Source organism: Alicyclobacillus mali NBRC 102425 (genome assembly GCF_001570745.1).
Taxonomy (GTDB): domain Bacteria; phylum Bacillota; class Bacilli; order Alicyclobacillales; family Alicyclobacillaceae; genus Alicyclobacillus; species Alicyclobacillus mali.
The window spans coordinates 235,684-257,852 of sequence record NZ_BCSG01000001.1 but is presented as its reverse complement, the minus strand read 5'-3'; the positions used below and the strand labels follow the sequence as shown (position 1 = coordinate 257,852).

At 65.2% G+C, this 22,169-nt stretch carries 22 protein-coding genes; 4 read left to right on the top strand and 18 right to left on the bottom strand.

The genetic code is table 11. The features are described 5' to 3' along the window. Nucleotides 1-5 precede the first annotated feature (5 nt). The 13 genes from AMA01_RS01220 to queF all read right to left on the bottom strand — a co-directional run bounded on the left by AMA01_RS01220 (nucleotide 6) and on the right by queF (nucleotide 13,774). Nucleotides 6-788, bottom strand: coding sequence for an enoyl-CoA hydratase-related protein (locus AMA01_RS01220; protein ID WP_067846042.1), 783 nt, complete (start codon nucleotides 786-788; stop codon nucleotides 6-8). A gap of 14 nt (nucleotides 789-802) precedes the next feature. Continuing rightward, nucleotides 803-2,305, bottom strand: coding sequence for an acyl-CoA carboxylase subunit beta (locus AMA01_RS01215; protein WP_067846145.1), 1,503 nt, complete (start codon nucleotides 2,303-2,305; stop codon nucleotides 803-805). A gap of 39 nt (nucleotides 2,306-2,344) precedes the next feature. Then, complete coding sequence (locus tag AMA01_RS01210; RefSeq protein WP_067846039.1) at nucleotides 2,345-3,250, bottom strand: hydroxymethylglutaryl-CoA lyase; 906 nt, start codon at nucleotides 3,248-3,250, stop codon at nucleotides 2,345-2,347. 19 nt (nucleotides 3,251-3,269) lie between these two features. Further along, the gene (locus AMA01_RS01205; RefSeq protein WP_067846035.1) at nucleotides 3,270-3,485 is read right to left on the bottom strand and encodes an acetyl-CoA carboxylase biotin carboxyl carrier protein subunit; all 216 of its coding nucleotides are present in this window, start codon (nucleotides 3,483-3,485) and stop codon (nucleotides 3,270-3,272) included. A gap of 12 nt (nucleotides 3,486-3,497) precedes the next feature. Then, nucleotides 3,498-4,838, bottom strand: coding sequence for an acetyl-CoA carboxylase biotin carboxylase subunit (locus AMA01_RS01200; protein WP_067846032.1), 1,341 nt, complete (start codon nucleotides 4,836-4,838; stop codon nucleotides 3,498-3,500). 11 nt (nucleotides 4,839-4,849) lie between these two features. Further along, nucleotides 4,850-5,983: an acyl-CoA dehydrogenase family protein gene (locus AMA01_RS01195; protein ID WP_067846029.1), complete on the bottom strand. Its 1,134-nt coding sequence runs from the start codon at nucleotides 5,981-5,983 to the stop codon at nucleotides 4,850-4,852. Between the two features lie 126 nt (nucleotides 5,984-6,109). Next, entirely contained in the window at nucleotides 6,110-8,083 is a 1,974-nt protein-coding gene (gene acs, locus AMA01_RS01190) for an acetate--CoA ligase (protein WP_082743854.1), read from the bottom strand. Nucleotides 8,084-8,121: 38 nt separating this feature from the next. Beyond that, nucleotides 8,122-9,309, bottom strand: coding sequence for an acetyl-CoA C-acetyltransferase (locus AMA01_RS01185; RefSeq protein ID WP_067846026.1), 1,188 nt, complete (start codon nucleotides 9,307-9,309; stop codon nucleotides 8,122-8,124). Nucleotides 9,310-9,337: 28 nt separating this feature from the next. Next, on the bottom strand, nucleotides 9,338-10,000 hold the full coding sequence (locus AMA01_RS01180; protein WP_067846022.1) for a CoA transferase subunit B: 663 nt from the start codon (nucleotides 9,998-10,000) through the stop codon (nucleotides 9,338-9,340). Between the two features lie 26 nt (nucleotides 10,001-10,026). Continuing rightward, nucleotides 10,027-10,737 carry a CoA transferase subunit A gene (locus tag AMA01_RS01175; RefSeq protein ID WP_067846019.1) on the bottom strand — a complete coding sequence of 237 codons (711 nt, stop codon included), beginning with the start codon at nucleotides 10,735-10,737 and terminating at the stop codon, nucleotides 10,027-10,029. 202 nt (nucleotides 10,738-10,939) lie between these two features. Continuing rightward, nucleotides 10,940-12,175, bottom strand: coding sequence for a hypothetical protein (locus AMA01_RS01170; protein WP_067846016.1), 1,236 nt, complete (start codon nucleotides 12,173-12,175; stop codon nucleotides 10,940-10,942). Nucleotides 12,176-12,243: 68 nt separating this feature from the next. Beyond that, on the bottom strand, nucleotides 12,244-13,332 hold the full coding sequence (locus AMA01_RS01165) for a YheC/YheD family endospore coat-associated protein (RefSeq protein ID WP_067846013.1): 1,089 nt from the start codon (nucleotides 13,330-13,332) through the stop codon (nucleotides 12,244-12,246). An 88-nt stretch (nucleotides 13,333-13,420) separates the two neighbouring features. Then, a complete protein-coding gene (queF, locus tag AMA01_RS01160; protein WP_008341475.1) occupies nucleotides 13,421-13,774 on the bottom strand; it encodes a preQ(1) synthase in 354 nt (117 codons plus the stop codon). A gap of 67 nt (nucleotides 13,775-13,841) precedes the next feature. On the opposite strand from queF, the gene AMA01_RS01155 reads away from it, so the two are divergent. Beyond that, nucleotides 13,842-15,275 (top strand): methyltransferase RsmF C-terminal domain-like protein, encoded by a 1,434-nt coding sequence (locus tag AMA01_RS01155; RefSeq protein WP_067846010.1) that lies wholly within the window; start codon nucleotides 13,842-13,844, stop codon nucleotides 15,273-15,275. On the opposite strand, the gene AMA01_RS01150 is transcribed toward AMA01_RS01155, so the two are convergent. Next, nucleotides 15,200-16,117: a 3-hydroxyacyl-CoA dehydrogenase family protein gene (locus AMA01_RS01150; RefSeq protein WP_082743852.1), complete on the bottom strand. Its 918-nt coding sequence runs from the start codon at nucleotides 16,115-16,117 to the stop codon at nucleotides 15,200-15,202. The two genes, AMA01_RS01155 and AMA01_RS01150, sit on opposite strands and share 76 nt — an antisense overlap. A gap of 129 nt (nucleotides 16,118-16,246) precedes the next feature. Here AMA01_RS01150 and AMA01_RS14180 point away from each other — a divergent pair, with 129 nt between their 5' ends. Next, nucleotides 16,247-16,375: a hypothetical protein gene (locus AMA01_RS14180; RefSeq protein WP_268251760.1), complete on the top strand. Its 129-nt coding sequence runs from the start codon at nucleotides 16,247-16,249 to the stop codon at nucleotides 16,373-16,375. On the opposite strand, the gene AMA01_RS01145 is transcribed toward AMA01_RS14180, so the two are convergent. From AMA01_RS01145 to AMA01_RS01130, 4 genes are all read right to left on the bottom strand, one after another. Continuing rightward, on the bottom strand, nucleotides 16,372-17,148 hold the full coding sequence (locus AMA01_RS01145; protein ID WP_067846007.1) for an SDR family oxidoreductase: 777 nt from the start codon (nucleotides 17,146-17,148) through the stop codon (nucleotides 16,372-16,374). The two genes, AMA01_RS14180 and AMA01_RS01145, sit on opposite strands and share 4 nt — an antisense overlap. A gap of 41 nt (nucleotides 17,149-17,189) precedes the next feature. Beyond that, nucleotides 17,190-17,486 (bottom strand): hypothetical protein, encoded by a 297-nt coding sequence (locus tag AMA01_RS01140; RefSeq protein ID WP_230088118.1) that lies wholly within the window; start codon nucleotides 17,484-17,486, stop codon nucleotides 17,190-17,192. Nucleotides 17,487-17,695: 209 nt separating this feature from the next. Further along, the gene (locus AMA01_RS01135; protein ID WP_067846001.1) at nucleotides 17,696-18,994 is read right to left on the bottom strand and encodes an MFS transporter; all 1,299 of its coding nucleotides are present in this window, start codon (nucleotides 18,992-18,994) and stop codon (nucleotides 17,696-17,698) included. Nucleotides 18,995-19,009: 15 nt separating this feature from the next. Next, the gene (locus AMA01_RS01130) at nucleotides 19,010-19,762 is read right to left on the bottom strand and encodes a PIG-L deacetylase family protein (protein WP_067845999.1); all 753 of its coding nucleotides are present in this window, start codon (nucleotides 19,760-19,762) and stop codon (nucleotides 19,010-19,012) included. A gap of 140 nt (nucleotides 19,763-19,902) precedes the next feature. On the opposite strand from AMA01_RS01130, the gene AMA01_RS01125 reads away from it, so the two are divergent. Beyond that, nucleotides 19,903-20,853, top strand: a complete 951-nt coding sequence (locus AMA01_RS01125) for an aldo/keto reductase family protein (RefSeq protein WP_067845994.1) — start codon at nucleotides 19,903-19,905, stop codon at nucleotides 20,851-20,853. A gap of 11 nt (nucleotides 20,854-20,864) precedes the next feature. Beyond that, the gene (locus AMA01_RS01120; RefSeq protein ID WP_067845991.1) at nucleotides 20,865-22,106 is read left to right on the top strand and encodes a molybdopterin molybdotransferase MoeA; all 1,242 of its coding nucleotides are present in this window, start codon (nucleotides 20,865-20,867) and stop codon (nucleotides 22,104-22,106) included. Nucleotides 22,107-22,169: the final 63 nt, after the last annotated feature.

The window sequence follows — 22,169 nt, the reverse complement described above, 5'->3', positions numbered from 1 at the left end:
GCCGCCTATTCTCCGCGGAATTGTGGCTTGCGCTTTTCCGCGAACGCGGCAAGCGCCTCCAGCCGATCCGCCGTCGGCAGAACGCCCTCGTATGCCGCATCCTCGATGGCAAGCCCCGTCGCCAGATCGACGTCCAGGCCGCGATCGATGGCCCACTTCGCCTGACGCACCGCGACCGGCCCGTTTTGGGCGATGGCACGGGCCAGCGATCGCGCGGCGTCCATCGCGGCCTCGCGCGTATCCGCCACCTCGAACAGGAGGCCGAGCTCTTGCGCGCGCTCCGCGTCGATGCGCGCCGCCGTGAAGATCATCCACTTGGCCCACGTCGGCCCGATGAGGCGAGCCAGCCGCTGCGTCCCGCCCGCCCCGGGCACGATGGCGAGCGACGTCTCCGTCAGCCCAAGCCGAAGATCGCGGGTGCCGATGCGGAAGTCGCACGCCAGCGCAAGCTCCAGCCCGCCTCCGAACGCAAATCCGTGCAGGACCGCGATGGTCGGCTGCGGCAGGCGCGCGACGCGATCGAACGCCTCGCGCGTCAGGCTCACGTTGCGCCGCACCTCGTCGGGCCCCAAGCCGCGCCGCTCCTTCAGGTCCGCGCCCGCGCAGAACCCCTTGCCTTCCCCGCGCACGATCACGGCACGCACGCCGCGGTCGTCCGCGATTTCGCGTACGGCATCTTCCAGCGCGCGGAGCAGCGCGTAATTGAGCGCGTTCATCGCATCCGGCCGATTCAGGACGAGCTCCGCGATCCCGTCGTCTCCCCTGTGCCACACAATCGGCTGTTCCACGGCCGTCTCCCCTCTCAAACCGGATACACCGGATGCTTCCGGTGCCCGAACGCGACCGATTTCCCTTCGTACATCGCAAATCGGCGGATGAGTTCGTCCCGGAGTTCATCCGCGTCCACGATGTGGTCCACCACGAGTTCGGACGCCAGGCGGTAAATGTCGATGTCGCGCCGGTACTCCTCACGCTTCTCCTTCACAAACGCGGACCGCTCGGGCTCCTCCAGTTCCGCAATCTTGTTGGCGTAGACCGCGTTCACGGCCGCCTCCGGCCCCATGACGGCGATCTCGGCGGTGGGCAGCGCGATGCAGACGTCCGGCTCAAACGCAGGCCCCGCCATCGCGTACAGCCCCGCGCCGTACGCCTTGCGCACGATGACGGAGATCTTCGGCACGGTGGCCTCCGACATCGCGGCGATGAGCTTGGCCCCGTGGCGAATGATGCCCTGGCGCTCCACCTTCGTCCCAATCATGAACCCGGGCACGTCCGCCAGGAAGAGGAGGGGGATATGGAAGGCGTCGCACAGCGCAATGAAGCGCGCCGCTTTGTCCGCGGAGTCGACGAACAGCACGCCACCCTTGACGCGCGGCTGATTCGCGATGATGCCGACCGGCCGCCCCCCGATGCGCGCGAGCCCCGTGATGATCTCCTGCGCGAACAGCGCCTTGACTTCGAACCACGAGCCCTCGTCGATCAGCCGATCAATGAGGTCGTACATGTTGAACGGCACGTTCGGGTTCTTCGGCACAATCTCCGACGCGCTTCGCGTTGCGGGGGCCGGATCGCGCGGGTCCTCCATGGGTGGACACCCGAGGTACGAATCCGGCATGTAGCGCAGGTACCGCCTGCAGGCCTCGATGGCGCTCGGCTCGTCTTGCACGAGCACGTCGCCACACCCGCTCACGGTGCAGTGCATGCGCGCACCGCCCATCTCTTCGAGCGTCACCTTTTCCCCGATGACCATCTCCGCCATGCGCGGCGAGCCCAGGTACATACTCGCGTTGCCTTCGACCATGATGACGAGATCGCAGAAGGCGGGAATGTACGCGCCGCCGGCGGCAGACGGGCCGAAAAGCAGGCAGATCTGCGGGATGTGGCCGCTCAGGCGGACTTCGTTGTAAAAGATTCGCCCTGCGCCTCGCCTGCCGGGAAACATCTCGACCTGGTCCGTGATCCGCGCGCCCGCCGAATCCACGAGGTAGATCAACGGGATGTGCAGCTTCTCCGCGGTCTCCTGGATGCGGACGATCTTCTCGACCGTCCGCGCGCCCCAGCTTCCCGCCTTGACCGTGCTGTCGTTGGCCATGATGGCGACCTTCCGCCCGTGGATGCGCCCGATGCCGGTCACCACGCCATCCGCCGGCAGATCGTCCGCCGCGCAGTTCGCATACAGGCCGTCCTCCACCTCCAGGCCGTCGTCCAGGAGCAGCCTGAGTCGTTCGCGGACAAACAGCTTGCCCTGCTCTCGATTTTTCTCGTGATACTTCGCCGCGCCGCCCGCTGTCGCGCGCGCTCGCATCTGTTCCAACCGCTCGTCCGCCACGGCGTCAACCCTCCCTCACGTTGTCTGACATGCACTTCTCGCGACTTGTCGCGCGTGGCTCGCCAACGGCCTCCCAAGCTTCCCCTCCAACCAGGCGACGACGCCCAGATACCGCTCGGCGTCGATGCCCGTCTCCGCGCCCATGCCGTGAAGGAGATAGAGGACGTCTTCCAGGGCCACGTTTCCCGATGCGCCGGGCGCGTATGGGCAACCGCCGAGCCCCCCGATGGATCCGTCAAACCGCCGCACCCCCGCGACAAAGCCCGCGTAGAGGTTGGCGATGGCCATCCCGCGCGTGTCGTGGAAGTGGAGCGAAACGCGATCCAGAGGCACGATGCGCTCCACCTCGCGCACGACCTCCGCCACCTGCGTGGGTACCGCCACGCCGATGGTGTCGCCGAGCGCCACCTCGTCGACGCCAAGCTCCAGCAGGCGCTCGACCACGGAGAGGACCTGCGACACTGGCACCTTCCCCTCGTACGGGCAGCCGAAAACGGTGGACACGTACCCACGCACCACGAGCCCCTCCGCCTTGGCCCCTTCAATCACGGGGCGCAGCACGGGATACGTCTCCGCGATGGTCTTGTTGATGTTCTTCAAGTTGTGCGACTCACTCGCCGACATGAACACGTGCACCGCGTCCACCTTCGCCGCAAGCGCCCTTGCGAGCCCGCGCTCGTTCGGCACGAGCGCCGACAGCTCCACGCCGGGCCTGCGCCGAATCCGCGCGAACACCTCGCCAGCGTCCGCCAGCTGCGGGATCCACTTCGGATGCACGAACGAAGAGACTTCGATGGACCGAAGCCCTGCGTCCATCAGCCGCTCCACGAGCTCCACCTTGACCGCCGTGTCGATCACGCCCGGCTCATTCTGCAGCCCGTCACGCGGCCCGACCTCGCGCAGCCACACGCGTTCTCCCATGCGATCGCCCTCTTCCGCGTCAGCTTTCCAGTCGGACGAGATCGTCCCCTTCGTTGACGAAGTCGCCCTCGTTCACCAACACTTCGGCCACCACACCGGCCTGTTCGGCCGGAATGGGGATCTCCATCTTCATCGACTCGAGCACGACGACGTCCTGCCCCGCCTCGACGCGTTGGCCCGGCTGAGCCAGCACGCGGAGCACGATGCCCGCCATCGTTGCCTGCACAGTTGCCATGACGCACCCTCCTCAACGCTTCCCCCAGGATTCCAAAAAGTCGGTCGTGGTGTCCCCCGCGGCGAACCGATCCGAGGCGACGACGGTCCGAAGCAGCGGCAGGTTCGAGCGGATGCCTTCCATGACATACGCGTCAAGCGCCTGCTTCATGCGATCGATGGCCTCGGCCCGGTCCCGGCCGTGGGCGATGAGCTTGCCGATCATCGGATCGTAAAACGGCGTGATCTCCGAGCCCGATTCCACGCCCACGTCGTTGCGGATGCCCTCGCCTTCGGGCAACACCATGCGCGCGATGGTGCCCGGGGACGGCAGCATCTTCTCGGGATCTTCGGCGTACACCCGGCACTCAATCGCGTGGCCGTCCCGGCGGATGTCGTCCTGACCAAACCCGAGCGGCTCGCCTGCGGCGACGCGAAGCTGCCATTCGACGAGATCGAGCCCGGTGATCATCTCGGTGACGGGGTGTTCGACCTGCAGGCGCGTGTTCATCTCGAGGAAATAAAAATGCTTCTCCTCATCGACGAGAAATTCGAGCGTGCCCGCATTCTCATAGCAGATGGTCCGGCAGATGGCGAGCGCCGCCTCTCCCATCCTCCGCCGAAGCGCCTCGTCGACAAACGGGGACGGCGCCTCCTCGACGACCTTCTGGTGGCGCCGCTGGATGGAGCACTCGCGCTCCCACAGATAGACGCCGTGGCCCTGTCCGTCGCACAAGACCTGGATCTCCACGTGTCGCGGCCTTTGCACGCGCTTCTCCAAAAACATCTCGCCGTTGCCGAAGTACGCCTTGGCGCGCGCGGAGTTTGACGCGAACGCCTTGCGCAGCTCCTCCTCCGAGTTCACCACCTGCATGCCAATGCCGCCGCCGCCGTACGACGCCTTGAGCATCACCGGATAGCCGATCTCGGCCGCAATGCGCGCAGCCTCGTCGGCGCTCGCCACCGCGCCCTCGCTCCCTGGCACGACGGGAGCTCCCGCGCGTTTCACCGTCTCCCGCGCCGCCACCTTGCTGCCCATGGCCGCAATGGCTTCGGGCGAAGGCCCGATGAAGCGGATGCCCCGTTCCATCGCGGCTCGCGCAAAATCGGCGTTTTCGCTCAGCAGTCCGTAGCCCGGGTGAATGGCCTCGGCGCCAGTCTGCTCGGCCGCCTGCAGGATGGCCTCGATGTTCAGGTAGCTCTTCGCCACCGGCGCCTCTCCAATGCGTACGGCCTCGTCGGCCTCGCGGACGTGAAGCGCTTTCTCGTCCGCGTCGGAATAGACGGCGACGGTCGCGATGCCGAGGCGCCTGCAGGTGCGAATGATGCGCCTTGCGATTTCGCCCCGGTTGGCAATCAACACCTTGGCGAACATGCCGCCCCCTCCTAACAGCCCAACTGGCGCGCGATGACCAGACGCTGAATCTCCGACGTGCCCTCGCCAATCTCAATCAGCTTCGCGTCGCGATAGTGGCGCTCCACCGGGTATTCGCACATGTAGCCGTATCCACCCAGGATCTGAATCGCCTGCTCGCAGGTCCGCGAGCACATCTCGGACGCAAACAGCTTGGCGTAGGATGCCTCCAGCGTGTACGGCCGGCCCTGATCCTTCAGCCACGCCGCCTTCATCACTGCGTTCCGGGCGAGATCGATGTGCATGGCCATGTCGGCAAGCTTGTGCTGAATCGCCTGGAACTTGCTGATGGCCTGCCCGAACTGCACCCGCGTCTTGGCGTACGCGAGCGCCGTCTCGAACGCCGCCCTCGCAATCCCGACCGCCAGCGCCGCGATGGCGACGCGCCCGCCGTCCAGCGTCGAGAGGAACTGCTTGAACCCGGCATTCAGCGGGCCGAGCAGGTTCTCCTTCGGGACGCGGACGTGATCGAGAATCAGTTCCACCGTGTTGGACGCCCGCATGCCCAGTTTCTCATACGGCTTGCTTACGGAGAAGCCCTCGGCATCCGTCGGCACGATGAACGCGCTGATGCCGCGCGACGCCGGATCCGTCACCGCGGTGAGCACGACGTACTTCGCATAGCCGCCGTTCGTGTTGAAGATCTTGTTGCCGGTGATGACCCATTCGTCGCCTTCCAGGACAGCCGTCGTCCGCGTCCCTCCGGCGTCCGATCCGGCGCCAGGCTCCGTCAGGCCAAACGCACCGAGCGCCTCGCCGCGCGCCATGGGGACGAGGTACTGCTGCTTCTGCTCCTCCGTCCCGTAGAGCAGAATGGGCGTGCACGCGAGCGACACGTGTGCCTCGTAGCTGAGCCCCGTTCCGCCGCACGCCCGACCAATCTCCTCCACGGCCAGGCAGTACGAGATCATGTCGGCGCCCGCGCCGCCGTACTTCTCCGGGATGGGCAGGCCGAGGAAGCCGAGCTCGCCCATCTTGCGAAACACCTCGATGGGGAAGTGCTCGGTCTTATCCCACTCCGCGGCGTGCGGCGCGATCTCGGCCTCCGCAAACTCGCGCACCGTATCCCGAATCATCTTTTGTTCCGAGGTGAGATCAAAGTCCACGCGGTCCCTCTCCCTTCGCTCTCACCTTTCACTGTAGCCGAATAAGCAAGCGCTTGCAATCAATTTTGAAACGCACAGTTTGCCACAATCGCTAGGGATGCCGCCATTCCTTTCCGATCGATTCGGTCATTCACCGCCCGGCGCGCGCTCGCGCAGATCGTGCAGAAGACGTTCCACGATCTCCCAGTCCTCCAGGCCGGTGACGTCTCCCTTCACTTCGCCCGTCTGCAGGATCTCGCGCAACATTCGCCGCAGGATCTTGCCCGACCGCGTCTTGGGCATGGCCTCCACGAAGTACACGCGCGCCGGCCGCGCAAACGAACCGATGTCCGCCACGACGCGCGCCTTCAGTTCCTCCTCCAGGTCGCTCTTTGGTTCCCACCCGCGCTCGAGGGTCACGAACGCCACCGGGACCTGTCCCTTCAAGTCGTCAGGCTCGCCCACGACCGCCGCCTCCACCACGGCCGGATGCTGGATGAGCGAACTCTCCATTTCCATCGTGCTGATGCGGTGGCCCGACACGTTGATCACGTCGTCGACCCGGCCGAGCACCCAGAAGTGGCCGTCTGCATCCCGCACCGCGCTGTCGCCGGTGAAGTAAAGGCCTGGCATGCGCGAGAAGTACGCGTTCAGGTAGAGGCTCCGATCGCCGTACACGTCGCGCGCGAGCGACGGGAACGGACGGCGGATGACAAGGTATCCAGGCACACCGTCCGGCACCTCTCGGCCCTGTTCGTCCACCACGGCGAGATCATGCCCAAAGAACGGGACGCCGCACGAGCCGGGCTTCATCGGCACCGCGCCGGGCAACAGCGCGAGCGGCGTCCCGCCCGTCTCCGTCTGACCCCAGGTGTTGTTGATGACGGCGACGTCACCGCCGACGACGCGCCGCACCCAGTGCCACGCCTCCGGGTTGAACGGCTCGCCGACCGAGACCAAAAGCTCGAGTGACGACAGATCGTAGGGCCGCGCGACGTCCTCGCCGTGTTTCATCATCATGCGGTACGCGGTGGGCGCCGAGAACAGCTTGTTCACGCGGTAGCGCTCAATCATCTCGTACAGCCTGCCGGGTTTAGGCCAATCCAGCGCGCCCTCGTACAGAAGCGTCGTGGTGCCCGAGGCGAGGCCGCCCACCAACACGAAGATGTGCGATGTCAGCCAGCCGATGTCCGCCGTGTTCCAGTACACGTCTTCGGGCCGCAGATCGAGCTGATACTTCGTGTACGCATACGTCCCGAGCAGAAATCCGCCGCCGGCGTGAACGATGCCTTTGGGGCGACCGGTGGTCCCGCTCGTGAAGATGAGGAAGGCGGGCTCGTTCGCCTCCAGCACGGCGGGAGGGCAGTCCCGGGATGCGCCCTCGACGAGCGACTCAAAGTCGAGATCGCGCCCGGGCGTCATCGGCGTGTCGAGATCGGGCAGACGCCGGTAGACGATGACGTGCTCCACCGTCTCGACGCCTTCAAGCGCCCGGTCGACAGTTTCCTTCAACCGCAGCACCCGGCCGCGCCTGAGGCTGCCGTTGGCGCAGATGACGGCCTTCGCGCCGCACCGCACAATCCGCTCGCGCAGCGCCTCGGCGGAGAACCCCGCAAACACCGTGTTGTAGAGCACGCCGATGCGCAGACACGCCAAGAGCGCGACGTAGGTCTCGATGAGGTTCTGCATGTACACGCAGACCACGTCGCCCTGGCGCAGCCCGAGATCTTTGAGCGCGTTCGCAAACCGGGACACGGCGTCCTGCAACTGGAGGTAGGTGACGCTGCGGCGCTCGCCGTCCTCCCCTTCGAAGAAAAGCGCCACCTTGTTGCGGTACATCGGGTGCTTCGCGTGCCGATCCACGCAGTTCTCGCAGACGTTGATGTAGCTGCCGGGAAAGAACTGAAAGTCGGGAAGCTCGCCCGCGATGACCGTCTTCCCGCGCTGCTGCCAGACCAACTCGTCGGCGATCTCGTCCCAGAATGCCGCCGGATCGTCGATGGACGCCTGATATCCCGCGCGGTACTCGTCGTAGCTCGAGAGATACGACCGGGCCGCGTAGGCCTCCGGTGGCGGGATGAGCCTTGCGCTCGCAATCATGCTCAACACTTCGTCTGCCACGAGGATCCCTCCTCAAAGGTGATGGCCGCGTCCGTGCGTCAATGCGAAAGGCGCTCCACGACCATGGCGACGCCCTGTCCGCCGCCGATGCACAGCGTGGCGAGGCCGAAACGGCCGCCTCGGCGCTCGAGCTCGTACAGGAGCGTGACCAGGATGCGCGCTCCGCTCGCGCCGATGGGATGACCGAGCGCGATGGCGCCGCCGTTCACGTTCAACTTGTCATCCGGGAACGACAGCTCGCGAGCCACCGCGAGCGCCTGGGCCGCAAACGCCTCGTTCGCCTCGATGAGGTCGAGGTCGTCCACGGAAAGCCCGGCCCGGTTGAGCGCCCGGCGCGTCGCCTCGATGGGGCCGAGGCCCATCACGCTCGGGTCAAGACCGACGCTCGCGTAGCTGACAATGCGCGCCATCGGTTTCACGCCAAGCTCCTCGGCGCGATCCCGGCCGAGTACCAGCATGGCGGCCGCGCCGTCGTTGATGCCCGAGCTGTTGCCGGCGGTCACGGTGCCGTCTGCCTGAAACGCGGGCCGTAGTTTCGCCAACGCCTCATACGTCGTGTCGGGGCGCGGATGTTCGTCGCGGTCGACCAAGGTCGGATCACCCTTCTGCCGCGGCACGGAGACGGGCACAATCTCCTCTGTGAAGCGGCCTTGCTCCATCGCTTCCTTGGCGCGCATCTGGCTCCTGAGCGCGAAACGGTCCTGATCCTCCCGGCTGATGCGGTGGCGGTTCGCCACGTTTTCGGCGGTGACGCCCATGTGGATGTCGCAAAACGCGCACCACAGGCCGTCCCGGATCATGCTGTCGACGACTTCGCGGTGGCCCATGCGATACCCCTCGCGCGCCCCGGGCAGCAAATACGGCGCATTCGACATCGACTCCATGCCGCCCGCCACCAGGACGCCCGCGTCCCCGGCGCGGACGGCCTGCGCCGCGAGCATGACCGACTTCAGGCCGGATCCGCACACCATGTTCACCGTTGTCGCCGGAATATCTTCGGGGATCCCCGCCCGCATCGCGGCTTGCCGCGCGGGATTCTGGCCAAGGCCCGCCTGGAGCACGTTGCCCATCACGACTTCGTCCACCGCTTTCGCCTCAACCCCTGCGCGCCGCAGCGACTCCCGGATGACGGCCGCACCGAGATCCGGCGCGGAAAGCGGCGAGAGACTGCCCTGGAACGTTCCGATGGGCGTCCGCACCGCCCCTGCAATCACCACGTCTTGCACATGCCATCCCTCCTGATGTAGCCAGTTGTCACTCGACGTCCATCACTCGAGCGCCCTCGGGCGGAATGCGGAGTTCGGGTTCGGTGATGCGCTGCACCTCTTCCACGGTGTGGCCGGGCGCCACCTCGCGCAGGACAAGCCCTTGCTCCGTCACGTCCATCACGGCGTAGTCCGTGATGATTCGGTGCACCACCCTCCGGCCCGTGAGCGGCAGACGGCAGGTCTTCAGGATTTTCGGCTGGCCGTCCTTGTTCACGTGCTCCATCGTGACCACGACGCGCCTCGCGCCGTGGACGAGATCCATCGCGCCACCCATGCCCTTGACCATCTTGCCAGGGATCATCCAGTTGGCGAGATCGCCAAACTCGGAGACCTCCATGGCGCCGAGGATGGCAATGTCGATGTGGCCGCCGCGCACCATGGCGAACGACTCCGCGCTGTCCACGAACGCCGCGCCCGGCACGGCGGTGACCGTCTCCTTGCCTGCGTTGATGAGATCCGGATCTTCCTCGCCGTCGTACGGATAGGGGCCGATGCCGATTAGCCCGTTTTCGGAGTGAAGCATCACCCCGCGGCTGGGATCGAGGTAGTTGGCCGCGAGGGTCGGCATGCCGATGCCGAGGTTGACGTAGTCGCCGTCGCGAATTTCCTGGACGGCCCGCCGGACGATTTGATCGCGCGTGAGCGGCATCCACCATCACCTTTCCTTTCACAGCGTCATGCCTGAGGACGCGGCCGGACAGTCCGCCGCTCAATTCGCTTGATGGGGTTCGGATTCACCACAATTCGGTTGACGTAGATGCTTGGAGTGTGAATGAAATTTGGGTCGAGCTCGCCGGGCTCCACAAGTTCCTCCACCTCGACGATGGTGACCTTCGCGGCCGTCGCCATGACCGGGTTGAAGTTGCGCTCCGTCTCGTGATAGATGACGTTGCCGAGCTTGTCGGCCTTCCAGCCCTTGATGAGCGCAAAATCTCCCGTGATGGCCCGTTCCAGCACGTACTCTCGCCCGTCGAACGCCCGTACCTCCTTGCCCTCGGCGACGGTGGTCCCAACGCCGGTGGCCGTGTAGAACGCCGGGATGCCCGCGCCGCCGGCGCGAATGCGCTCGGCGAGCGTCCCCTGCGGAACCAGTTCCACCTCGAGCTCGCCGCTCAAAAACTGGCGCTCGAACGTCTTGTTCTCCCCGACGTACGAAGAGACCATCTTGCGGATCTGCCGCGTCTGAAGCAAGATGCCAAGCCCCCAATCGTCCACGCCGCAGTTGTTGCTGACGCAGACGAGATCGGACACGCCCCGATCCCGCAGGGCCTCAATGAGCGCCATGGGAATGCCGCACAATCCGAAGCCGCCGACGAGCAGCGTGGCGCCGCTCGCTATGTCCGCGACCGCCGCTTCCGCCGACTCGTACACCTTGTTTGAACGCATGAACCTCACTCCCATTCGACCAAGACGCGACGCGCCGTGGTGCATCCAGAACGAGTAAGCGTTTTCATTCTAACAGAAGCGCGAGTAGGCGCGCTAGACCAAAGAAGGCGGCGTTCCGCGGCTCCGCGCCGCGATGTCCAGGCGCATTCCAGGCCTCGGCGCGGCCCTCGCGAGAGCCGCACCTGGCCTTGGCACCGGCGCCTTACACAGACCTCACCACATCGAGGAAGTTGCCGCGGAACAACCTTTCGACCACGCGTTCGATCTCGTCGCGCGTCACGCGCCACCCTTCCTCGGCCAATTTCGTATACTTGTGTACCAATACATCCACTGCGAGCGCGCGGGCGTTCTTCCACTTGTACACCAGGTGTTCCAAGACACGCGCATCCGAGTGCTGCAGGACGAACGTGGGGCCCAGGAGTTCCAGGCGCAGCGCGGAAATCTCGCGCGTCAGCGTGTCCGTGTTCACGAACCACCAGCAGCCGAACGGGATCACGTTCGCAAACTTGCGGGCCAACACGACCAGCTCGTGCTGGTCCTCGCGCGACAACACCGTGACGAGGAAGCGCACATCGGGGTTCGAGGCGGCGAGGCGCTCGACTGCTGCGAGGTTGGCCCGCCCGCTGGCGTCACCTGCCTCCCTGAGCCTCGGGTTCACCCGCCTGCGCACCCCTATCATGAGCGCAAGGGGCAGGCCATTCGAGCGACAAGCCGGCAGGATGCACGCGTCGAGCACGCGGCCGGAGGCCTCTTTGCTCGGGTAGGTGAACTCGGGCGGCGCCGAGAATGCCAGGTAAACAGGCCGCATTCGGCCAATCCAGTCCTTGAGAAAGCGGCGCACCTCGGCGAGATCGGGCGCGTCCGCGGCCGGAGACACCGAGACGCCCGCGGCGGCGAGACAAGTCCGAAGGGCGCCCCAGTCCCCGAGAAAGGGATCCAGGCGCAGCGCGGCGAGAAAGCGCGGATGAACCGGGTCTCCCTTCAGCCAGTGCGCGCGTTCGGCGGGATCGAGTGGATCGTTCGTCATGACCACCTGATCCACGCCCGCGAGTTGAAACACGCGTTCGGCGTATGGCTCGCTCGGCTCGTGCTGCAGCGCTTCCCGAAGCCCTTCGATCCCGCCCTGTTTCAGATCCACGCCGAACGCCTGGGCGATGGCCACCACGCCCATCGCCGCCTCGGACAGGGGACTCGTGCGGGCAAAGATCTGCTCGTACACCCACGCCGCCTGTTCCCGAAGGGGCAGTCCGTAGAACCACTCCGGTGAGCGGCCGCCCGCGCGGATGGCTTCCGCGATCAGGTAGTGATAGGTCAGGACGTGATCGGCGCCGGAGCGCCAGAGCGAGGAGAACGAGGGCGGAAACAGGTGCGTGTGCATGTCGATAACCCGAACTCGATCGACGGCTTCCCGCACCCAGGTCGAGATGGATGATTCCATGAGCACACCTCCTGGCCCGATTGTATCACGCTGCCTTCGGGAGGGAGGTGGGCGTTTCCACATGAGTTTCAGCGCCGTGTCAGCCAGCGAGCAAAGCCCGCCTGGCAGGCGGCCAGCTTTTCCAGCATCGGCCGATCCAGAAGCGAACGAGCGGGTTTGGGGTTCATCTCAATCATCCGGACGCTTCCGTCCTCCTCGACGGCCATGTCGAAGCCGACGAGACCGAGCGTCGGATACCGGCGGGACAGCGCTTCGGCAATCGTTTGGGCCGCGCGGACGAGTGACTCCACGGGTACTTCCTTGCCTTCCCGCTTGGCCGCGGATACAAGCCGTTCAAGCGTCCACCGCTCTCCGCCCGCGATGATGTTGGTCACCACGCCGTCCGGCGCGGCGAGCTTCGGCACGACGCCAATGAGCTGCCATTCACCCTGGTGGTCCCGGTGCAACACCACGCGAAAGTCGACCTTGCGCCCGCCTACACGCAGGAGGCGAAGCCCCCGCTGCACCAGATACCTGCCTCGGAGCGAGCGCACAAAGGTGGCGAGGTGCGGCCGGTCCATCACCCGCTCCCAGTTCCGCACGCGGCCAAAGCGGCGATCCGCCCGAGCCCGCACGCGATCTCTGCCAAGGAGTTCCAGGCGGTGCACGTTGACGCCGCCGTAGCCACCGCTCGGCTTGACGTAGACGGTTCGCCAGCGCTCGAGCGCTCGCCACAGCGCCTCGGCAGTGGTCAACGCCTCCGTCTCAGGCGCAAGGTGGTCCAACTGGGCCCGCTGCAAGAAGCGAATCATCTGCCACTTTCCGGGCAGCATCGGGTTGAAGAGCGGCACGCCTCGGCGATGCGCCTCCGCCCTGAGCGGCGCGCTGTAGCCCTTGACTGCGAGATGCACATACACGTTTTCGTACACGACGTCGGGAAATCGCAGCGAGACGGGTTCCCAGTCCCCGTCCGGCCGGTCGGGATCGACAGGAGCGAAGGCCGAGAGGCGCGACCAGTCCGCCTGTCGGCCGGGATCAAACAGACATACCCGAAGGCCGTGCCGCCTGGCCGCACGCGCGATGCGCCGGTAATGGGCGCCAGGGCGCGCGCCGCGGCCTTGTCGCGGTACGGCCGTGGTGGCAATGCCGAGCCACAGTGCTTGTTGATGATTGGCCACGCGAATCCCCTCGCATTCGATTCATGGTATGCGAGAGGTTCCTTGCGTGCGAAAGGCGCAACCGCCCGGGCGACATCGCGTTTTTGATTCATTTGCGGTATTCTACGGTCACCTTGGTGTGAATCCCGCCGCGAATGGTGAAGTCGCCCACAACCTTTGCGTAGTGCGGCTCTGCGGCGGCCACGAAGTCGTTCAGAATGCGGTTCACGCAGTCCTCGTGGTAGCTCGCCTCGTTTCGGTAGCTCCACAGGTACAGCTTCAGCGACTTGAGCTCCACCAACTTCTGATCCGGCTCATACTGGATGTAAATGGTGGCGAAATCAGGCTGGCCCGTCATGGGGCACAGCGTCGTGAATTCCTGCGTCTCCATCTCCACCGTGTATCGGCGATCCGGATGCGGATTCGGCACGGTCACGAGCGTCTTTGAAGGCTGGTTCAACATGGAGAATCTCACCCCTTTGGCATTCTAACGTTCGAGTTGCGCGCGGACAAGCGAGGAGGTTCAACCGATGCGCAATCCACCCGACATTCCGACCGCCTTCGTGCAGCAGATGGAGCATTGGCTGGGCTCCGAAGCTCGAGATCTGATCGCTGCCCTCTCCGACAAGCCCTGGCGCGGGCTTCGCTACGCGGCCGTCGCGCGGCCGCACGGTGATCTGCCGCAAAGCCTCGCGCCGTTCTTGGGCGACGGCGTCCCGTGGGCATCGGACGGCTTTTACCTCAACCCGGGCCCGTCGCTCGGCTACACGGTGCTCCATCAAGCTGGATCCTTTTACCTTCAGGATCCATCCGCGATGGCCGTCGCGGTCGCGCTCGATCCTCAACCGGGCGAGCGAATCCTCGACCTTTGCGCTGCGCCCGGCGGCAAGACGACGTACGCGGCGCTTTTGGCGGCGCGGCGCGGCGGCGCACAGCTCGTCGCCAACGACATCCACCGCGATCGCGTCCTCGCCCTCGCCGAGAACGTCGAGCGCGTCGGCGCGCCGTGCGCCATCACCAACGAATCTCCCGATGCGCTCGCCGAGGCGTGGCCGCAGGCGTTCGACGCCATCGTGGTGGACGCACCGTGCTCCGGCGAAGGCATGTTTCGCAAGGATCCTGCCGTGCGCGCAGAATGGCGGCCCGATGCGCCTGAACGGTTCCAGGCGCTGCAAAAGGACATTCTGCGCCACGCGCTCATCATGCTCAAGCCGGGCGGGCGGCTGGTGTATTCGACGTGCACGCTGAATCCGCTGGAAAACGAACAAGTGGTGCTGTGGCTCCTCGAGCACTATCCTGTGGAGTTGGAGCCGCTGCCGGACTGGTTCGAGTGGCGCCCTGCACGGAGCGACTGGGCGGGAAATCGCGAGGAGGTTCGGCTCGCCAAGCGCCTCTGGCCCCACCTCGGGCGAGGTGAGGGGCACTTCGTGGCGCGCTTGCGCCTGTGTGAACCCGTGGCCGACAAGCCCCGCAGGCGCTCCAAAACCGCGACTCCATCAACCGACAAGGCATGGGATGGGTGGCTGGCGTCGCTTGTGACGGAGGTGCCTCCCGCGTGGCGGCGAACCTCCGTCCGCAAGACCATCGTGTTCGCCGACGCGCTTGGCGATCTCGCCGTGCCCTCCCTCCGCGTCCTGCGGCCAGGGCCACCGCTCGCCGAGCGCAAGGGACAGGTGTTCGTCCCGCATCACGCGGCATCGCGCCTGCTTCCTGTGGGCTTGTTCCGAGCCACGGTCGAGATCGACGAAGAAGCCGCCATCCGGTACCTGGCCGGAGAGGCGCTCACGGCGCCGGGCGGGCTCGATCTCGAAGCCCCCTTTTGCGCCGTGGCCCATGAGGGATTTCACCTGGGGTTTGCCAAGCGAGCGCCGGGGCGCCTCAACAACCTCTATCCAAGAGGCCTTCGCTCCACGCGCATTGAATCGCTTGCCGCGCTCGCAGGAGCCGTCGCGTCTTCATCGTAGACGTAAAACCCTTCGCCGCTCTTCCGCCCGAGCTTTCCCGCGCGCACCATCTGGCGCAAAAGGCGCGGCGGAAGGTAGCGGCTGTCCCCGGTCTCGCGCGCGAGTTTCTCGCTGATGGCCAGGACGTGATCGAGCCCCATGCGATCCGCCAGCTGCAGGGGGCCCACGGGGTGCTGCAGCGCGAGCCGCATGGCTTCATCGATGTCGCTCGCGCTGGCGACGCCCTCCTGCAGCGCGCGAATGCCCTCATGAATGAACGGAATGAGGAGGCGCTGCACGAGAAAGGGCGGCACATCAATGGTCTGAATGGGCGTGAGCCCTGCGCGCCTGCAGAATCGCAGCGCAAGCTCGTGCGCCTCCTCGCAAGTGACATATCCGCGCACCACCTCGACGACGCGCGACGACGTGGGCGGCTGGGGAAAATGAAGTCCGAGGAACCATTCCGGCCGGGAGGTGGCGCCGGAAAGTTCCGTGATGGAAATCGTCGATGTGGTGGTGGCCAACACGGCCCTACCTGGGGCGAACCCATCAATGTCGCGCCACACGGCCAACTTGGCCTGGAGGTCCTCCGGAATCGCTTCAATGACGAGGTCGGCCGCGCAGGCGGACTCGAGCCGAGGGACCGTGCGGATGCGCCGAAGGACCTCCTCCATCTCGCCCGGCGTCAGCCCGTAGTGGCGCGAGCGTGCGGCCAACCGCTGTCCCATGTGAAGAAGCGAGCGCTCGAGGACCTCTTCGTCAGCGTCATACAGATGCACCCGCATACCGCCCAACGCGGCCGCCATCGCGACGCCGCGGCCGATGAAGCCCGCCCCGATGACTCCGACGGTTTGAACGTCCACCGACCTTCCTCCTTCCGCCTAAGGCTTAGGCGGTTCCCTTTGACTGCAAGGGTTGCATAAGAAACGCGAGTAAATCTAAACCTGTAAAGTGCTGATGCGTACCCGTTCCCGATGGGAGGAGGACTTTGGATGCGCGACAGCATGGCGTATCTCATCGCGGCGGCCTGTTTCGCCGCATACCTCACCTGGCGCCTTTCGGATGGGCTCAGGCGCTCGTTGAAACAGCGTCATGGCGCCGACGATGAGCCCAAATCCTAGGGCTCTGGCCTGCGCGGGAGGGAGTCCTTCGCCAAGATTTCGCGGGCGCCGGTGACCTCGAGCACAGTTCCATTGACTTCCTGACCTTCTTCCCGCAAGAACCACTCCACCGCGCGGGCTACGTCTTCTCCGACCGGCGGCCGCAATCCTTCTTCCGTGCGCACATCTTTCACGTCTTCAATCATCCGCATCTTATCCTCGCCGCGAATGTCCCCCGGGCAGACCATGTTGGCCGTGATGCCGTACATGCGCTCCTCGCGCGCAATGGAACGTGTGAGGGCAGCCAGTCCAGATTTCGCCGCCGCGTACGCGGCCCGATAACGCCACCCGCGCGCCTCGCCCGCGCCGTCGTATCCGATGGTGACGAAGCGGCCAAACCGCCGCGCGCGCATGTCGTGCACCGTCGCTCGGTACAGCCAGAAGAAATTCGTCAGGTTCCCGTCCATCATCTGGCGCCACATGTCGTCGTCGTAGTCCGCGAGCGGCCTGCGCTCAAAAACGAACGGCCCGAAGTTGTGCACCACCGCGTCGATCCCGCCGAGCGCGCCCTTGGCAGCGGACACGGCACTCTGAATCGAGTCGCGGCTGAACAGGTCGCAGTGAATGGGAAGCGCGCGTTGACCCGTGGCCTCCACGCGGCTCGCGAGCGACACCGCTTCCTGTTGGCTCTTTCCGTATGTAAACGCCACGTCCCAGCCGCATTTCGCAAGCGTGAGCACCGTGCTGTAGCCGAGCCCCTTTGCGCCTGACGTGATCAACACCACTTTTGCCACGGCTTGTCCCCCTTTCGAGCCTGCGGTGGGGGGGTTGCCCCTCACCACCAGGCTCCCCACCACCAAGGTGCAAGTGCCAAAGCCACAGCCCATGGAATGAAAATGAGCGGCCAAAGCCACCACGCCGTCTCCGCGTCGAGCGATTGCGGCGCTTGATCCAATGTGCGAATATCAGCTTCTCCGTCGAAGGCCGTGAAGCGCGCGCCCGGCCGATACACGCGCAGATACATGCCGCGATCGTCCACGTGATGGAGCACGCCGCGGTGTACGCCGTTGTGCGTGTGCACGACGACAGGCCGGCCGATATAGTTTCGCGCGACACCGCGCAGGTCCGCCATCATCCATCCCTCCCTTGCCGCGTTTGTTGTACGGTACGCGCCAAGAGAGCCGAAGGAATGGACGAAACGGAAGGGCACCCGCGCAAAAGGGCGCGATCCTCGACCCAATTTCCACTCATTGTACGGGTTTTACAGGTGCGAAGCCAGCCCCAAACGCGGCAGGTATGGGGCTTCTTCGCAACGGCCTACGACCGTTCAACGCCACCTGATCACAGGGATCGCATTCGATCGTATACCCGCATGCACAGAAAGGCGCCCGCGAGAAATAGCGCCGGGACGAGGCCGAGCAACAGGCGGAAGCCCTCCACAGCACTTGGCGGTTCGACGCTCGCGCCCGCCCGGTAGCCCGAGACGGCGAAGAAGATGGCCATCACGGCGTACTGAAGGGACAAGCCGAGGCGCACGATGCATCCGTTTACGCCCAGGTACATCCCTTCGCGGCGCCGGCCTGTGCGGCGCGCGTCGAGATCGATCACCTCGGCCAGAAGCATGTTCAAGAGGACCATGAAACCAGCGACGGGGACGCCGAGCAAGAGTCCGGTTGCGAGCACGGAAGCGGGCGAACGATCGACGAGCAGGAGCGCCTCGATGCACGCGTACAGGGCGATGGCGACCATGGCCGAGCGGGAAGCGCCATACCGGATGGCCGCGCGAGCCCACACAAATGCGACGGGCATCGCGACGACGAAGATGCCGCCGAGAAAGAGCGAGTTCTGCAACGGGCTCAGCCGTACCACGTAGGACGTGTAGAACGAGGACGCGGTGGTAAAGAGCGTGGTGGTGAACTGGACGAGGAAACTCGCCACGACGTACCAGAGGAACGCTCGATTGCGGAATGTTTCCCAGAGCGCCTCTCGCCAGCGAAACGGCTCGACGGGATCGCCGGTTTCAAAGCTGCCCCAGAGCGACACGTACATGGAGGCGATGGCCACCGCGGCGAAGATCCACGCCATGCGGGACCAGCCGAGGGACTGACCGAGCGACTTCGACAGCGCGACGCCTGCGATGAGCCCGACGATGCCAAAGACCTGTTGAAGTGCCGACACGTAGGCGCGATCGCGCGGATCGGCGTACATCTCTGGGTAGAGCGCGTTCGCGTTGAGGGCGGCGAACGTGAAGGCGAGATCGAACAGGAATGTCATAGCGAGAAAGTACACGACGAGGCCGGCTTGCGTCAGGCGAGGCGGGGAGAACAGGAGCGCGAAGCACACGGCGTACGGGATGGATGCCACGGCGACGTACGGAATGCGCCGGCCGAAGCGCGTCTTGGTGCGGTCGCTCACGTGGCCCGCCACGAGGTTGAAAAGGGCGTTCAGCACCCCGTAGACGATGAGGCCGGTCGACAGCCGAACCGCGGACACCCCGTGATAGGCCACATAGTCATACACGGCCACCGCGTTGCACGCCTGCCACAGCATGTTGACGGCAATCTGGTTGGCTGCGTACGCGGTCTTCTTCGCAACCGACGGGCGCGGCCGGACGGAAGGTTGCAGACTCACCTGCGCCATGGTTCCGCCTCCGTTTCAGCTCCTGATGGCATCGGGAAAGAAGTGGAGTTGGCGAGGCGACAACACTTTAAACGCCTCTGCGAGCCGGCTGCCCCCCGCGTCATCCAGGAATCGTTTGGCCGCCTCCCGCGCCTGAAAGTCAAAGTAAGCCTTTAGCGCCGGCCATTCAGGCGTGGCAAACTGACTCTCATGGGCCTCGATAGCTCTGATTTTGCTGTGCCAATGATCCGTCACGTCGACAGCCGCATTCGGATACGCGCTTGCGTAAAACGCAAACATCGGCGGAACATACGCGGGCAGGGCTTGCGACACCTTGAGACTTGCGAGGCGAATGGCGCATTCCGCCACGGCGCGCCCCGTTTTGATGTGATCAGGATGGGCCTCGTAGGGCGTCCATGGATCCACGGTGACGACAACTTCGGGGCGAATGTCGAGCAGCACCGGCACGAGCTTCTCGACGACGTCCACCTCGGTGTACGAGCCGAGGTCTTCGAAACCGAATGCGATGTGTTCCTGGATACCGAGGACCGTACAGGCCGCCTCAAGTTCTTCCTGCCTCCGGTGGGCGAGATGGGCGGGATCGACCTCGCCTAACGCGCCGTGGCGCCCGTCCGTGACCGTCACCGAAACGACTCTGCATCCCTTGGCCACGAGCTTCGCCATCGTGCCGCCTGCGCCCACCTCGTTGTCATCTGGGTGTGGCCCTACAAACAGCGCGGACCGCACGTCATCAAGCGCTTTCAAACTCAGCAGCGCGCGCAAATCCATACGTCGTGTCCTCCCCGTCGAGTCGATGTCGTGACAAGGATTCGACGCCGGCGCGCGGAATCCTGTGCTTGTTCCGCCAGAGTGGGTTGTTTGGCCTTCGCAGAAAAAGCCAGTACAATGGGGGCGGAGGTGTCCGCACCATGAAATACCGCAGACTTGGAAAGAGCGGACTGAAGGTGTCCGAAATCGCGCTCGGCAGCTGGCTCACGTACGGAACCGTGACCGAGCGGGAACAGGCCATTGCCTGCGTCCATAGGGCATACGAGCTTGGGATCAACCACTTTGACTGCGCAAATGTGTACGGCGCAAAGCCCCACGCCGCGGAAGAAGTCATGCGCGAGGCGCTGGCGCCATTCCCGCGCGAGAGCTACGTGATCACGACGAAAGCGTTTTGGCCCGTCGGACAGGGGCCCAATGACCGCGGGCTCAGCAGGAAACACGTCGTGGAACAGGTGCATCAGAGCCTGAAGGCGCTCGGCGCGGACTACATCGACATTTTTTACTTCCACCGTTACGACGCGGAGACGGATCTCGAGGAAACCCTGCGCGCAGTGGACGATCTCATTGCGCAGGGCAAGATCCTGTACGCGGGGTTCAGCGAGTGGCCCGCGGACAAGATTGCGGAGGGCGTGCGGCTGCAACGGGAGCTCGGACTGCACAAGTTTGCCGCCAGCCAACCCATTTACAACATGTTTGAGCGGTACATTGAGGCGGCTGTCGTTCCCATCTGCGAGACGGCGGGCATCGGCCAGGTGGTGTTCTCTCCTCTCGCCCAAGGCGTGCTGACGGGCAAATATCGCAAGGGCCAACCAGCGCCGGCAGGTTCACGCCTCGCGACGCCGGGTGTCAACCAGTTCATGAAGGTGACGGACGAGATCCTGAGCAAGGTGGAGCAGCTGGAAGGCTTGGCGAACGAAGCTGGGCTTACGCTCGCGCAATTCGCCCTCGCGTGGACGCTGCGCCTGCCCAACGTGGCGAGCGCGCTTGTCGGCGCAAGCCGCCCAGAACAGGTGGAAGAAAACGCGAAGGCTTCAGGCATTGCGCTGAGTGAAGACGTGCTGGCGCGCGTTGAGCAGGTGCTCAACAGCTGAGGGCGCAATCGATGGAACTCGTCACGTTTGACGAAGCATGGGCGCGCCTTGAGCGCCATGTGCCCGCGACGATTAACATCCCAACCGACGTCTGGAATCCTGTGGAACCTCGATGGCTGACCCGCGATGTGTCGGCAGCCGTCGATCTCCCGCCGTTCTCTCGTTCCATGATGGACGGCTACGCCATCCACGCGGCGGACCTCCGGGGCGATGCCCCCCTCCGCGTGGTGGGCGACGTCCGCGCGGGTGACGCTTTGAGCGTCTCCGTGACACCAGGACAGGCCGTGCGCGTTCGCACGGGTGCCCCCGTGCCGCCAGGGACTGCGGCCGTGGTTCGCGAAGAGTGGGTGGCTGTGGAAGACGATGGGATTCGCCTGCTCCGGCCCGTGATCTCAGGGGAGTCCGTGCAGCCTCAGGGAGACGACGCGCGGCGCGGCGACGTCATAGCCCGCGCGGGTCAGCTTGTCGACGGCCAGACGCAGGCCGTCCTCCGCGCCGCGGGCGTACACCAATATACGTGCCCGCGGCCGCTCGCCGCGGCCGTGCTGGCGACGGGGTCCGAGTTGGTGACAGAGCCTCATGCGGAAGGCGGACCGCCGCCCGGTCACGTCTACGCGGCCACCGACGCGTTTCTCCAGTCCACCTTGTCTCGCCTCGGCGTCGAGATCGCCGCGGTTGAACATGCGCCTGACGATCTCGACGCGATTGTCTCCGCGGCGAAACGCCTCGCCGCGAAGGTGGATCTGCTCATCCTGACTGGCGGTGCTTCGGTCGGAGACGCGGACTACGCCAAGGCCGCCCTCGCAGCTCTCGACGTCGATGCTCCGCTTCTGTTTGAGCGCATCTGGATGCGGCCAGGCGCCCCAATGCTTGCGCGGCCCACGTCCAAGGGATTCGCGTTTGGCCTGTCGGGCAATCCGGCAGCGGCATATGTGCAGTTCCACGCGCTCGTGGTGCCGTTCGTGATGCGCTGGCTGGGTGTGCAAGGTGCGCGCCCTTTTCCACTCATGGCTGTCCTGGATGGCGACGTGCACATGAAACCGGTCAAACATACGCGCGTGCTCCGCGGCCGACTGCGCCTCCAGAGCGCCACGCTCATTTTTCAACCTGAGGACAAACAGTCTTCGGGAAGCCTGGCGGGTCTCGTGTCCACGAACGCCATCGCGAGGATGGACGGCCATCACCTTGCGCGGGGCGCGACCGTCCCGGTCGCCTGGACACGAGGATGGGTACCATCGCTCGGGTTGGTTTGAATTCCAGATACAGGCGTGGCGCGCGCGTCGCAAGATGGCTAAAATATGGAGGACAGGCCGATT